This is a genomic window from Streptomyces sp. NPDC058371, from assembly GCF_042723265.1.
GTDB lineage: Bacteria > Actinomycetota > Actinomycetes > Streptomycetales > Streptomycetaceae > Streptomyces.
Genome location: NZ_JBHXJC010000008.1, coordinates 112,874 through 126,221 on the forward strand (window position 1 = coordinate 112,874; position 13,348 = coordinate 126,221).

A 13,348-nucleotide genomic window follows, 5' to 3' on the forward strand; every position below is an offset into this window, starting at 1 on the left:
CAGCAAGGACACGGCACACGGCACCGTCGACCGGTCCGCCGCGCCCGCACAGGTCGACCGCGAGCCCTAATGCGCCCGTTCCTCGCCCGTCCCCGGCGTGTCCTCGTCCGGCAGGTGTACGTCGTTGACGGCGATGTCGACTTCGACGACTTCCAGGCCCGTCATCCGTTCCACGGCTGCGATCACGTTCTCGCGGACCTCGGCGGCGACCTCGGTGATGCCGACGCCGTAGGCGACGACGACCTGGAGGTCGATGGCGGTCTGTTTCTCGCCGACCTCGGCCTTGACGCCGCGTCCCGCGCTGGTGCGCCCGCCCGGGACCCGGTCGCGCACGGCTCCCACGGTGCGGGTGAATCCGCCGCCCAGTGCGTGGATTCCAGGGATCTCCCGTGCGGCGATCCCGGCGATCTTCTCCACCACCCCGTCCGCGATCGTCGTCCGGCCGCGGGTCCCCGGCGGTTCCTGAAGCCCGGGCCGTGAGACCTGCAGCGTCGTACCCATGCCGGGGCGGGGCTCAGCAGGACCAAGGGTCGGCAGGATCGAACCGTTCGGCTCCGTCATGCGAAGCCACCTCCTCGGGCAGTCGCCGGACTGCCATACCCGAGCGGCTGTTCACCGCCGCTCGTGCCGCAGGTCCAAGTACCGTACGGGGCAACGGACATGAGCGCGTCACCGCGCTGTGCCGACGCCCACACTTTGAGACGGAGCGGCAGCGGACCGTCTGCCGCAGCACGCGAGGACTATGCTCCTGAGGAGGCGTCCCAGACCCAGGCGGCTTGTCGTTTCGCGACACAGATGGCTGCGGGAAGCGGACCTTTCGTCCGTCACCCGGCGCATCCCTGGAGAACCGGCTGGGTCCTCCGCCCTGGCGAACAGGGCCTCGGACCGGCCGTCGCTCCGCCTCCGCCGAACGTACGCCCCTGCCGACAGCGCGCCAAGAGGGGCCGGGAAACCCGGCGTTCCCACCTCGCTGCCGGATGGTCTTCCGAACCGAGGCGTCATGCCCCTCCCACAACTCGCCATCTACCGTCATGACCGACGGAACCGAGCACTGATCACCCTGTCCGGTGAGATCGACCTGGAATCGGAACCACTGCTGCGCGCGGCACTGACCAGGTGCCTGAGCGACGGCATCCGCATCGTCGACGTCGACCTCACCCCCGTGACCTTCTGCGACTGCACCGGCCTCAACACCTTCCTCTGCGCCGCGCAGCGGACCACGGAGGCCGGCGGGAGCCTACGGCTGCACAACCCGCCGCAGTCACTGGGGCGGATCCTCGACCTCACCGGCTCCGGGTTCCTGCTGCTCGCCCTGCCACCCGGGCAGACGTCACCCTCCCTCGGGGATGCCTCTGGCCCGGCCGCTCCCCGCGCACCGCACCGGATCGTTTCGCTGGTGGCTGCCCTGTCGAGCGAGGTGCGATGAACGCCCAGCCGGAGCAGCAGCAGCCGAACACGTCGCGGGCAGGCGAGCCGGCGACCCTGAACGCGGCCCGGTTGCGCCGCCTGAACCGCTGGCAGGCGCAGGGCATGGGCGAGGAGCTGGCGGATCTGTACACCGACTCCCGCGAGACGTCCACCCCTGAGGCGTACCGCGGCCGCAAGCGCCAGGGCTTCCTGCACCGTCTCACCGGCGACATCCGGCGGCCGGGGTTCGCCATGGTGATCGCCGAGACGGACCATCTGATGGGATGCGCCTTCGGGTTCCCCGTGGCCAGTGACGGCTTCTGGTGGCTCGGCTTCGACGGAGCACTGCCGCGGAGCATCGAGCAACTCACCGAGTCCGGCGGGGCCTTCGCGATCACGAGCACCCTGGTCCGCCCGCATCCGGGGGACCATGATGCGGCCCGCCGACTGCAGGTACGGCTGCTGAGCGGCCATCAGGCGTCTCTCGGGGCCGCCTTGGTGGATCAGGGCGATCACCCGACCCTCGCGGCGCTCCGCTCCTGGGGATGGCGGGACAGGGGAGAGGTGTGGCGGCCGGCGGGCCGGACCACGTTCCGTGCGCTGGTACTCCCCCGCGGGGAACGAGCCGCGGCGCGGAGGGAGGGCCTGGCGCACGACGCCTGGACGCGGTGGCGCGGATGAGGTCCGGGAGCCGCTCTTCCCGTGTCCAGGTACTGGTCGCCGAACAGGCGGCCCGACGTGGTGCCCGGGTCGGCATGGTCGATGTGTGCACCGCGGCGGTGGCCGCACTGCCGGTCGGCGGAGCCGGGGTGTCGGCGATGTCCAGGACCGCCGCGAGCCACCCGCTGTGCAGCACCGACGACATCAGCGAACAGCTGGAGGAGCTCCAGCTCACCCTGGGTCAGGGGCCCTGCGTGGACGCCTTCGTACACGGCTCGGCGGTCCTGACGCCCGATCTGCTGGCCCGCGCGCTGCAGGACGACTGGACCGTGTTCGCCGACGCGGCACTGGCCGCCGGAGCACGCGCGGTCTTCGCACTCCCCCTGCAGATCGGGGCGATCTGCCCCGGAGTCCTCGACCTGTACGCCGACGTCCCCACCGTGCTGGCCGCCGAGGAACTGGCCGACGCGCTGGCGTTCGCCGATCTCGCCACGCTGCTCCTGCTCGACGCGCGGATCGACGAGACCGGCGCGCGGGGCGACGCGGCACTGGCAGAGCACGGTTTCGAGAACCTGGGCGGGTACCGGGCGGAGATCGACCAGGCCACCGGCATTCTCACCGTCCAGCTCGGCGTCGGCCTCGAAGAGGCCTTCGTCCGCCTCCGCGCCTACTCCTACACGCAGGGACGCCGGCTCGCCGACGTGGCCGCCGACGTGGTGGCCCACCGGCTCCGCTTCTCCCCCGACACCGAACCCGGACGGTCCGACGACGGCACCTGATCTGTCGGCTCCGGCCGACGAACGCGCCGCACTTCTCGCTTCATACCGGCGGGACCAGTACCAATCGAGGGTGTCACGATGAATCAGCAACTCCTGGCCAAGACCTTCGTCGAGCTGGCGGACAACCTGGTCGCCGACTTCGACCTGATCGACTTCCTGCGCCTGCTGACCGACCGCAGTGTGAGCATGCTCGACGCGAGCGCCGCCGGGGTGCTGCTCGCCGACCGGGACGGCAAACTCCGCGTGATGGCCGCCTCCGACGAACAGGTGCGCCTGCTGGAACTCTTCCAGCTCCAGAACGACGAAGGCCCCTGCCTGGAGTGCTTCCGCACCGGCACGCCGGTGATCGTCCCCGACCTCGGCCGGGAGGTCGACCGATGGCCGCGCTTCGCCACGGCGGCCCAGCGCAGCGGGTTCGGGGCCGTCCAGGCCCTGCCGATGCGGCTGCGGGACGAGACCGTCGGCGCCCTGAACCTCTTCCGCACCACTCCCGGTCCGTTCGACCCGTCCGGCACGCCCATCGCCCAGGCCCTGGCCGACGTCGCCACGATCAGCCTGCTGCAACAGCGCTCCAGTGAGCGCAGCACCCTCCTCAACGAACAGCTGCAGACCGCGCTCAACAGCCGCGTACTGATCGAACAGGCCAAGGGCAAACTCTCCGAACGCCGGAACATCGACATGGAACGGGCCTTCTCCGCACTGCGCGGCTACGCCCGCGCCCACAACCGGCGCCTGTCCGACGTGGCCCGTGCCTTCATCGACGACTCCGAGCCCCTCCCCGGCCTGGCCGCCTGACCCCCGCCGCGCCCCCTGCCGGCCCCCGGGCACTTGGCCGTACGACAGTTTGAGTGCCGTACGGTCCTGGGGCTCCGGATGGCCACTTGCCGTCTGTTCAGGCGTCGTTGCGGAGGCTAGCGTGCGAGACACGGCCCCGGCCCCCGGCAGTGTCGATCACCTCTCGCGCTCCTTGGGGGCGCACCTGGCGCATCAGTGCCGGTACCTGCCGCCATGCACGGGCCGCTCCCGCACTCCCCGTCGCTGCGCGCTTCCGGCGCGGTCTCGATGCGCCCCAAGCGGGCACCGCGCCTCGACTGCCCGCCGCGTCGTACGCATTTCACGACAGGCGACACATATGTACGCGCTGATCGTTCCGGCTTCCGCCCCCTTCGTCCTGCTCGCCACCGTGATGGGCCTGTCCTGGTGGGAGGACCGCATCCTGCCGACGCCACCGGCCGCGCCGGCCGACGCTCCCGCCAGGACCGCGTTCACCCCGGCGCCCGCTGCCCAGCTCCCTGAACTCCCCCTTGTCGACGCCACGTTGGCGAGCGAAGCCGCCGTGCGCTGACCGACAGCACGACGCAGGGCTGGGCCACTCGTCGTCCGGATCGTCGGCACCGCCATGCGCGGGCCCGGCGGGATCCGACGCCAAGTCCCGTCCTCAGTCCCGCAGTTCACTCCGGCCGGAAGGGGACTTGGTTTCGTGGGTCCGCCGTAGGTGCGACTCGGAAGGGTTGGGCAGGCCGGTGCGGGCGCCGCGGCGCACGGAGTCGTCGGCTGTGTTGTGCTGCCGCTCGACGGCGTTCTCGATCAGTGTCAGGGGGCGGGCCGCCGATCGCCTCCGACAGGTACAGCGACTTGGGGCCCACGCCGATGCCTGCCCGGCGGGCGGTGAGCTGTCGGCGACGCTCGCGCTGCCGGCCTAGGCGGACGTCCAGGTCGTACCGGAGCGGCTGGGGCACAAGTCCCGCAACGCACGCGGGGGCGCCTCACCGTCACGCGTGAACGAGTGCCACCGGAGTCGCCGGGCCGGACCACCCAGAGCGGTCGAACTTTCCGGTGCCACACGGCTGTTGAGGCCCGCTCAGCTGCGCCGGAAGTGAGGAGAACCCGGATCCCCGACAGTGCATGTTCGACTACAGACCGTGGAAAGGTAGATATGTTCAACGGGCAACGAGAAAGGCCAAATGGGGCCGCCTGGCCTACGGGGGAATCAGTAGCGCCTCACCATGAGTTGGAGCACCGACCATGCACACCACCCCCCACGTGCATTTCAACGTCCTTGGCCCCCTCGAGATCTGGGACGGCGAGAGGCGGATCAAGCCTGGTGGCCCCGTCAACGAACGCGTTCTGGCCATGCTGCTGTTGGAGGCGGGACGGGTCGTCCCCGTCTCCCGGCTGATCCAGGCGGCCTGGGACCAGGAGCCGCCGCCCACGGCGGTGCACCAGATCCGCAAGGCGGTCGCCGGACTGCGTCGGCGCCTGCCCTCCGGGCACGAGCTCATCACCACCGAGCCGCCCGGCTACCGCGCGGTGCTCAGCGACGGCCAACTGGACCTGCGGATGTTCGACATCAGGGTGCGCCGGGCGCAGGAGGCGCGTACCGAAGGCCTTCCCGACAACGCTGTCATGCAGCTGAAAGCCGGACTGGACCTGTGGCGGGGCCCCGTCCTCGGCGGCACGGGCGGCCCCGTCATCGACGCCGTGGCGGCCGCCTGGGAAGAGCGACGCCTGGCCGCCACCGAACAGGGCTTCGAGCTGCGGCTCGAGCAGGGCGAGGCGAGCGGGCTCATCGGCGAACTGCGCGAGGCCGTCACCGCGCACCCCTACGGGGAGGTACTCCGCGGCCAGTTGCTGCTCGCCCTCTACCGCGCCGGGCGGCAGACGGAGGCGCTGGAGGAGTACACGCGACTGCGGATCTCACTGGCGGAGGAGATCGGCATCGACCCCGGCCCCAAACTGGCCGCCCTGTACGAGGCGATCCTGCGCGGCGACCCGGAGCTGGACGCTCCGCCGGCCCCCCAGGACACCCAGGAGCCACCGCTCGCGGTCACCGAGGCCGCTCCGTGCACGCTGCCGTACGACCTGGCTGACTTCACCGGCCGCCAGGAGGAGATGCGCCGGCTCACCGCTGCGCCCCCCGCCACCGGCGAGCGCACCAGCCCGCACATCCTCGTCGTCGACGGAATGGGCGGCAGCGGTAAGACGGCCCTGGCCGTGCACGCGGCACACCGGCTGGCCGACTCCTACCCCGACGGGCAGCTCTACCTCGACCTGCGCGGGTTCACCCCGGGGGAGGAACCGCTGTCCCCGGGGACAGCGCTCGGCGTACTGCTGCGGGCGATGGGGGTGGCCGGGAAGTCCGTGGCCGAGTACTCGCTCAGCCGCTGCGCGCAGTGGCGGGTCACCAGCGCCCACCGCCGGCTTCTGCTGGTCCTGGACAACGCGGCGGACGCGGCGCAGGTCCGCCCGCTGCTGCCCGCCTCCCCCGGCAGTCTGGTCCTGATCACCAGCCGGGTCGGGCTGCCCGAACTGGAGGGCGCCCAAGAGCTCTCCCTGGGCCTGCTGACCGACGAGGACAGCGTCGAACTGATGAGCCGCATCCTGGGCGCCGACCGCGTGGCCGCCGAACCGGACGCCACCGCAAGCCTGGTCCAGCTCTGCGGCCGGCTTCCGCTGGCCCTGCGGGTCTCCGCCGCCCGGCTGCGCAAACGCCCCCACTGGACGCTGCGCCACCTGGCCGAGCGGCTCGGCGACGACACCCGCATCCTGGGCGAACTGGAGTCCGGGGACCGCAGCGTCGCGACGGTCCTGCGCATGTCGTACGACGCCATGAAGCCCGAACACCGCGCCCATTTCCGGCTGTTGAGCCTGCATCCGGGGACCGGTTTCGCGGCGCCCGTCGCCGCCGCCCTCCTGGACACCGATCCGCACAGCACCGAGCGGATATTGGAGTACCTGCTGGACGTACACCTGCTGATGGAGTTCGAGTTCGGGCGGTACTCCTTCCACGACCTGGTGCACAGCTTCGCCCGGACCCTGCCTGCGGACGAAGCCGAGCAGCGGGAGGCCGCGGTGCTGAGACTGGCCGAGCGCATGCTGACCGAACTGGAACGGGCATGCGACGCCCTGTTTCCCGGCCGGGTGCGCTACGGCAACGCCCCGGCGGCCGACGACGGCACGAAGACGCCTCCCCCGGAGCCTCAGGAGGCGCAGCGGTGGTTCACTCAGGAGTGGCGCAACGTCGTCGCCGTGGTCCACCTCGCCGACCAGTACGGCCTGCACTGGCACGCCGCCTGGCTCAGCCGCGGCATCGGCTTCTACCTGCATACCCAGAGCTATTTCTCCGACTTCGAGCAGATGGCCCGCCTGGCGGTCGACAACGCGCGCAAGCAGGGCGATCCCGAGCTGCTCTGCGTTTCGCTGATCAACCTGGCGGTCGCCCAATGGCATCGCGACCTGTTCCAGGAGGGCATCGCCTCCTCCGAGGAGGCCCTGGCGATCGCCTCCGGCCTCGCCGACCCCCGCACCGAGGCGGCCTGCCTGAGCCGACTCGGCGTACTGTGCACCAGCGTGGGGCGGCTGGAGGACGCCGTCGAATATCTGGCACGCGCGAGTGAGGCGCACCGCGTGCTGTGCTCCGCACGGGAGGAGGCGCAGGCCCTGGCCAACCTGTGCTTCGCCCGGGAGCGTCTGGGGCGACTGCCCGAGGCCGTGCGGGCCGGGCAGCGGGCCGCCGCACTGGCCTGGAGTACGGGTGACGCGGGTATCGAGGTGACCGCGCTGGCCAATCTGTCGCTGGCCCATCTGGGCCTGGAGCGGCTCGAGGACGCGGCCCACTGCCTCACCCGCGCCCGGGCGCTGTGCGAACCGCTGCGAGCGCCGGCGCTGACGTCCCTGGTGCTGTGCAACCTGGCCGAGGCGGAACTGCGGGCCGGACGGCCCCACACTGCTCACGACCACGGGACGGCCGCGCTCGACCTGGCCCGCGGCCACGGCTCACGGGCCCGGCAGGCCGCGGCCGAGAACATGCTCGGCCGGGTCGACCGGGCGCAGGGAGAGCACCGGCGCGCCGTGGGCCGCCACCGGACGGCGCTGGAGCAGGCGACGGCCATCGGCTTGCGGACGGAGACCGTCCGGGCCCACCGCGGGCTGGCCGAGTCCTTGCGGACGCTGGGGGATGCGGCCGCCGCCGACTGGCACGACCGCGCGGCACGCGAGCATGCCACGGCGATGGCACTGCCCCCGGACGCGGTGGTGGACCCGGTCCCCGCGCCCGGAGCGTGACGCGTCCGGACGCGGGCCGACCGCAACGGGAGCGGCTCTCAAGGCCCCGAGCGGGCGGCGACATCCGGCTCGTACACCCGGGCCACCGGCATCCGGGCCGCCCGGACCGCAGCCGGGAGCAACCGCGCGGCAATCAGCCGGGAGAGGGCCGACGCCGGGTCCGTCCCGAAGCCGGGCGGCAGGGTGACGAACTCCGTGCCGGAGGTGGAGTGCCGGCACCACGGCTCCAGGCCGGCCGCGGGAATCCCCGCGGACGCCTGGCCGGTGCAGACCACCAGCCGGCTCTCGGTGACTGTGCGCCGGACGGCCTGCGTCAGCAGGCCGTCCGGCGACGGCGTCGAGTCGAGTCGCGCGGAAACCCAGCCGGGAGCGGCCGCGTCCGACACGAACAGGGTCGTGCACACGGCGTGCCCGACCGCCCTCTCGAACGCGCCGGCCAGCGCGAGCCCCAGGTAGGCGCCGGCTCCCCAGCCGTGCAGCGCGAACGGGTCGCTCACGCCCGCGTCGCGGACCTGGCGGACGAGCCCGTCCACCAGGTCGGGCAGGGCGCGCACCGATTCCCGGGTGCGGGCCCCGTCGGCCGCGGGGCGCACAACGACCGGCCGGAGGGCGGCAGGCAGGGTACGCACCAGGCGGGCCACGTCCGTGACCGAGGTGTCCGGTCCCGGCAGCAGAACCAGCGGGAACCGCGCTCCGCTCACCGTCCGCACGGTCGCCTCCCGGCTCGCAGCGGCACGGGCGTCAGTCGGCGGTGGGGCCGACATCGGTGGCCAGAACCTGACTGTGTCCGTGGGCGCCATGCGCGCCGGCGGATTCCGTCGTGGTGCCCGCCCAGCCGATCACGGCCGCCATGACCACGGCCAGTGCTACATGTCCCAACCACCGCATGTCGCGTTCCTTTCGAGCTGTCCGTTCTCGATCCGCGACGACAGTACGACGCAGAGATCCCGATTACGTCCCGGTGCGATACCGCCCGGTCGACCCGCAGGTCAGCGGTGCGGTCAGGGTGTGCCAGGCGGCATGGCACCGCGTGCGAACCAGTACGCCTCGGCGAGCAGGTGCTGGACGACGGCCGTCTCCGCCTCGTCGCGCGGGCCGTAGACGAGCAGCGAACCGCGCGGTGCGACGACCACGCCCCAGCCCGCCGCCACCACCGGCTCCGCCCAACGGCACGGCAGCATCAGGTGAACGCTCCCGTCGTACGGCGGATGCGCGTGCGCGAACTCCGAGCCCGCCAGGAACGCCTCGGCCGGTCCCTGGGCCAGGACCGGCGCGAGCTGGAACGCGCAGGTCCCTCGTACGCACACGTACGAGGGACCGATGCGGACCCCGTCGAGCGCGGCGACCGCGTCGACGAGCCGCTGTCTCAGCGCGGCCGGCGCCGGATCGGTGAGCTGCTCGACCGGATGGCCGGTCACGACCAGCGGGGCCGGCCCCGCGCGCGGCGGCAGACGCATGCCCGCTCACCCTCTCCCCGCGCCGGGCGACAGCAGATGCCGGTTCACGGACCGTGCCGCCGCGGCCAGTTCGTCGCGGCACACCACCTCGACGCCGGCCGCGCGGAGCGTCTCCACGCCGGTGCAGTCCGCCACGAACAGCGGCGGTTCCCGCCACGCCACCACGACCCGCCCGACGCCCGCGGCCAGCACGAGCCGCGCGCACGGCGACGGGGAGGAGGCCCGGCGCGTACACGGTTCCAGGGAGGTGTACAGGGTCGCCCCGCGCAGCGAGGGCCGGGGAGGTCCCAGCGAGCGCAGCGCCGCCTGCTCGGCGTGCACCCGGCTGCCGTCCTGGCGGGAGTAACCCCGGGACAGCTCCCGGCCGTCCGCGCCGACCAGGACGGCCCCGACCGAGTACGCGGTCGGCGACGGCGGGCAGTGGCGGGAGAGGTCCACCGCCCGCCGGAGCCACTCCAGGTCCGTGCCGGGACCCTCGCCCCGGGCCGTCACGGCGGCACCCGCCGGCCCGCCGGCCGGGCGGGCGCGAGGTGCGGACAGTGGCTCACCGCGCGTCACCTGCTCCGGTGTCCTCGGCGGGCGGCGTCTCGGCGAGACGGAACCCCATGGCGTAGATGTCCCGCCGGTACCAGCCGTGACGGCGGCGGCAGCGGGCCAGGTCCACGTAGCGGGTGAAGCTCCCCCCGCGCGCCACCCGGTAGGTGACGCCGTCTTCGCCGTACAGGTCGTCGTCCACGTACCGCCCGCCGGGATAGGGCCGGTAGTCGTCGGCGACGTACTCCTCGACGTTGCCGGCCATGTCGTACGCACCGAAGGGGCTGCGTCCGGCCGGATACATGCCGACCGGGGTGGTGGCCAGCGGGCCGTACTCCACGGTGTTGGCCAGGTCCTCGCCCGGCTCCTCGCCCCACGGGTAGGCACGGCCGTCGCCGCCCGAGGCCGCGTACTCCCACTCCGCCTCGGTCGGCAGCCGGAAGGCGCGCCCGGTGCGCCGGGCGAGCCAGGCCGCGTAGGCGTCGGCGTCCTGCGGAGACACGCTCCACACGGGGTGGTTGGCCAACTGGGGCGGATACACGCCGAACCGCCAGGACGTGGGCAGCCCGGCGCCCGGGTTCTCGGTCAGGAACAGCCGGTACTCCGCGTTCGTCACGGGATGGCGGGCGATCCGGAAGGCGGCGATCCCGGCCTCGTACTGCGGGGCCTCCTTCGCTATCCACGCCCGGGTCACGCCCACGTGCCGCCAGGCCGCGGCGACGGCGTCGACCCGGTCCGCCGCCAGCCCCAGCCGCACCCGCGCGGCCGGGACGTCCGCCATCGCCGGTGCCAAGGGGTCGAGGCGCGGATCGCCCAGCAGGGCCAGCAACTGGCCCGCGGCCAGCCGCAGGAGCGGATCGGCCGTCGGATCCTCCACCCCCCGGGCCAGCTCCCGCGGGTCCTGGCCCGCGACCGTGCCGGTCAGCTGCCGCAACCGGTCCTGGTCGACGCGGTCCGTGAAGGCGGCGGGAAGTCCCATCGCCGACCGGTCGTCCAACTCGTTGGGGTTGACTGCCGTGGCCTCGGCCGTGGTCATGCCGCCGGCTCCGGATCCGGCTCCAGCGGGTAGATCCGGCCGTCGTAGGACGAGGCGAGGAACCGGCCGCGGGCGGCGTCGTAGTGCAGGCTGGAGATGCCGGCCGTGGTGGGCCGCACCACGTGCGGCCAGTCCCCGGTCGTCACGTCGTGCACGGCCACCGTCCCCGCGTACGACCCCGTCGCCACCAGCCGCCCGTCCGCGGAGGCCGCCACGCACTTGATGGAGTGGTCGTGCGGCGTCGGCACGGTACGGCTCGCGTGCCCGTCCCAGAGCCGCAGGGTCAGGTCGCGGCTGATGCTGGCGAAACGGCCGCCCGGCAGCGCGGCGCACCCGTTGGCGATCCGTGCGTGGGCCTCGTCGACCCGGCCGGTCTCGGTGAACGTGTCCAGGGAGAACCAGGAAGCCGAGGCGTCGGCGCACACGGCGAACAGCGTGTCGCCGGAGACGGCGACGCCCTTGACCGCGTTGGTGTGCAGCGGCAGCGTGGCGACGTGCTCGGGCTCCTGTCCCTCGCGGACGGCGAACACCAGGCCCTCGCCGGTGTAGGCGCCGACCACCACATGTGGCACACCGTCACGGGTGAAGGCCGCCGCGCAGTTCAGCGGTGAGCGGTGCTGGTGCAGGACGCGGCCGTCGCGGGCGTCGAAGAGCCGGCCGAGCTGACCGCCGGTCAGCACCCGGTCGCCGGCCTCCACGAGGAAGTTGCACAGGCTGCCGGTGGCGGCCTGCTGCCGTCCGTCCACCCACACCAGTCCCGCGTCGCCGGTCGTCCACACCGCGCCGTCGGCGGTGGTGACGACCGCGTTGACGCACGCGGTGGGTTCGACCCCGGTCAGATCCCACGTGCCGTCCGTGATCCGGTACACCGCGTAGGACGAGCCGAAGGTGCCGAAGACGAGCGTGGAGTCGTCGAGGAAGGCGCACGAGCGGGCCCACACCTCGGCGGGGAACTCCGCGGTGTGGACGAGCCGGAGACCCGGCTCCGGGCCGGCGGCGTCCCACACCCGCAGGGTGCGGTCGTAGCTGAGGCTCACCAGGGAGTCGGTGGCCGCGTTGTACACCAGGCGCTTGATGCCGGCCTCGTGGGCCGGGGCCTTGCCGGTGCGCCCGTCGGCGATGGTGATGATCTCGCCGTCGTCGTTGCCCGCGTACACCACGCCGGCCCGGGTGATCGCGATGGTGTCCGTCTCCACGCCGCCCAGGTCGACCTCGCCGACCATGCCGCCGGTCTCCAGCGACCAGCGCTTGACGGTGCCGTCGTCGCTGGAGGTGAGCAGCTCGTCGCAATCGCCCAGCCAGGCAACGGAGATGACGTCCGCGGTGTGGCCCTCGAACCGGGCCACCGGCGCGCCCGAGAAGTCGTAGACGCGTACCAGGTGGTCCCGCGAGGCGGTGGCGACGAGTTCCCGGGTCGGGTGGAAGACCGACATCTCGACGTCGTCCTTCTGCTCGCTCAGGACCGCTCGCAGTTTCAGGTCGGGCACCGACCACAGCCGGGCGGTGTAGTCGCTCGACGAGGTCAGCAGCAGCGTGCCGTCCGGGCTGAACTCCACCTGGTTGGCCAGGTGGTCGTGGACGGCGCGGGCCAGTGGCGCCCGGCGCGCCGCGTCCCACAGGATGACGTGGTTGTCGTAGCCGGCCGTGGCCACGTACGCGCCGCCGAAGGCCGCGACGCCGCTGATCGGGCCGTGATGACGTATCACGCTGACTCCTCCAGTCGGATGGTGTGAGCGGTGCGGGCGACCTTCGCCGTCAGGTAGCCGGTGTTGTGCGGGTTGGCGAAGACGCCCGTGGCGACGGTGCGCCGCACCTGGATGCCGTACCGGCGCAGTTGCTCGCACTTGTTGGGGTTGTTGGTGAGCAGGTCGATCTCGTCGTGGCCGAGGGCGCGCAGCATCTGGGCGGCCGCGGCGTAGTCGCGCATGTCCTCGCCCAGCCCCAGGGCCCGGTTGGCCTCATAGGTGTCCAGGCCCCGGTCCTGCAGCCCGTACGCGTCGAGCTTGTTGTACAGGCCGATGCCACGTCCTTCCTGGCGCAGGTACAGCAGCAGGCCGCCAGCGGTGTCGATCAGGCGCAGCGCCTCGCGGAGCTGGGGACCGCAGTCGCACCGGGCGGAGCCGAACAGGTCGCCGGTCAGGCACTCGGAGTGCACGCGCACCAGCGGCACGTCGTCCTGGAGGGTGCCCAGCCGCAGCGCCAGGTGCTCGCGTCCGTCCACCAGTCCGCGGAAGGTCGTGACGCCGGCCGTGATCGGGTCGCCCTTCGCCGGGTACAGGGGGATGCGTACGGTCTGGCGCACCTCGGCCCGCGGCAGGGCGTCACCGGCGCCGTCGCTGTGGCGCAGCGCGGGCACGGAGGCGGCCGGGAGGTCGGTGGTACGGGTGTCGCCGGGTGTGTGGGGCATGATT

At 72.7% G+C, this 13,348-nt stretch carries 14 protein-coding genes; 6 read left to right on the plus strand and 8 right to left on the minus strand.

Translation table 11 applies throughout. The features are described from left to right. Positions 1 to 66 precede the first annotated feature (66 nt). Positions 67 to 561, minus strand: a complete 495-nt coding sequence (locus ACFWM2_RS23580; protein WP_383283193.1) for an Asp23/Gls24 family envelope stress response protein — start codon at positions 559 to 561, stop codon at positions 67 to 69. A gap of 439 nt (positions 562 to 1,000) precedes the next feature. Between ACFWM2_RS23580 and ACFWM2_RS23585 the strand changes: the two genes are divergently transcribed. The 6 genes from ACFWM2_RS23585 (at position 1,001) to ACFWM2_RS23610 (ending at position 7,910) form a co-directional block, all read left to right on the plus strand. Then, positions 1,001 to 1,426, plus strand: a complete 426-nt coding sequence (locus tag ACFWM2_RS23585) for an STAS domain-containing protein (RefSeq protein ID WP_383283196.1) — start codon at positions 1,001 to 1,003, stop codon at positions 1,424 to 1,426. Further along, positions 1,423 to 2,088 (plus strand): hypothetical protein, encoded by a 666-nt coding sequence (locus tag ACFWM2_RS23590; RefSeq protein ID WP_383283199.1) that lies wholly within the window; start codon positions 1,423 to 1,425, stop codon positions 2,086 to 2,088. Before ACFWM2_RS23585 ends, ACFWM2_RS23590 begins: the two co-directional genes overlap by 4 nt. Beyond that, entirely contained in the window at positions 2,085 to 2,846 is a 762-nt protein-coding gene (locus ACFWM2_RS23595; RefSeq protein ID WP_383283201.1) for an ANTAR domain-containing protein, read from the plus strand. Before ACFWM2_RS23590 ends, ACFWM2_RS23595 begins: the two co-directional genes overlap by 4 nt. A 78-nt stretch (positions 2,847 to 2,924) precedes the next feature. Continuing rightward, positions 2,925 to 3,641: an ANTAR domain-containing protein gene (locus tag ACFWM2_RS23600; protein WP_383283204.1), complete on the plus strand. Its 717-nt coding sequence runs from the start codon at positions 2,925 to 2,927 to the stop codon at positions 3,639 to 3,641. Between the two features lie 337 nt (positions 3,642 to 3,978). After that, a complete protein-coding gene (locus ACFWM2_RS23605) occupies positions 3,979 to 4,191 on the plus strand; it encodes a hypothetical protein (protein WP_383283207.1) in 213 nt (70 codons plus the stop codon). 680 nt (positions 4,192 to 4,871) lie between these two features. After that, complete coding sequence (locus tag ACFWM2_RS23610) at positions 4,872 to 7,910, plus strand: BTAD domain-containing putative transcriptional regulator (protein WP_383283210.1); 3,039 nt, start codon at positions 4,872 to 4,874, stop codon at positions 7,908 to 7,910. Positions 7,911 to 7,948: 38 nt separating this feature from the next. Here the strand turns inward: ACFWM2_RS23610 and ACFWM2_RS23615 are convergent, their stop codons facing one another. The 7 genes from ACFWM2_RS23615 to ribA all read right to left on the minus strand — a co-directional run bounded on the left by ACFWM2_RS23615 (position 7,949) and on the right by ribA (position 13,344). Next, positions 7,949 to 8,611, minus strand: a complete 663-nt coding sequence (locus ACFWM2_RS23615; RefSeq protein ID WP_383283213.1) for a thioesterase domain-containing protein — start codon at positions 8,609 to 8,611, stop codon at positions 7,949 to 7,951. Between the two features lie 40 nt (positions 8,612 to 8,651). Then, on the minus strand, positions 8,652 to 8,798 hold the full coding sequence (locus tag ACFWM2_RS23620; protein ID WP_383283215.1) for a hypothetical protein: 147 nt from the start codon (positions 8,796 to 8,798) through the stop codon (positions 8,652 to 8,654). A 113-nt stretch (positions 8,799 to 8,911) separates the two neighbouring features. Next, positions 8,912 to 9,367 carry a hypothetical protein gene (locus ACFWM2_RS23625; protein WP_383283218.1) on the minus strand — a complete coding sequence of 152 codons (456 nt, stop codon included), beginning with the start codon at positions 9,365 to 9,367 and terminating at the stop codon, positions 8,912 to 8,914. 6 nt (positions 9,368 to 9,373) lie between these two features. Then, positions 9,374 to 9,859: a dCMP deaminase gene (locus ACFWM2_RS23630; protein WP_383283221.1), complete on the minus strand. Its 486-nt coding sequence runs from the start codon at positions 9,857 to 9,859 to the stop codon at positions 9,374 to 9,376. Between the two features lie 52 nt (positions 9,860 to 9,911). Next, the gene (locus ACFWM2_RS23635) at positions 9,912 to 10,937 is read right to left on the minus strand and encodes a formylglycine-generating enzyme family protein (RefSeq protein ID WP_383283224.1); all 1,026 of its coding nucleotides are present in this window, start codon (positions 10,935 to 10,937) and stop codon (positions 9,912 to 9,914) included. Beyond that, positions 10,934 to 12,643, minus strand: a complete 1,710-nt coding sequence (locus ACFWM2_RS23640) for a WD40 repeat domain-containing protein (protein ID WP_383283227.1) — start codon at positions 12,641 to 12,643, stop codon at positions 10,934 to 10,936. Before ACFWM2_RS23640 ends, ACFWM2_RS23635 begins: the two co-directional genes overlap by 4 nt. Then, positions 12,640 to 13,344: a GTP cyclohydrolase II gene (gene ribA, locus ACFWM2_RS23645; protein ID WP_383283229.1), complete on the minus strand. Its 705-nt coding sequence runs from the start codon at positions 13,342 to 13,344 to the stop codon at positions 12,640 to 12,642. The genes ACFWM2_RS23640 and ribA overlap by 4 nt, the downstream gene beginning before the upstream one ends. Positions 13,345 to 13,348 lie beyond the last annotated feature (4 nt).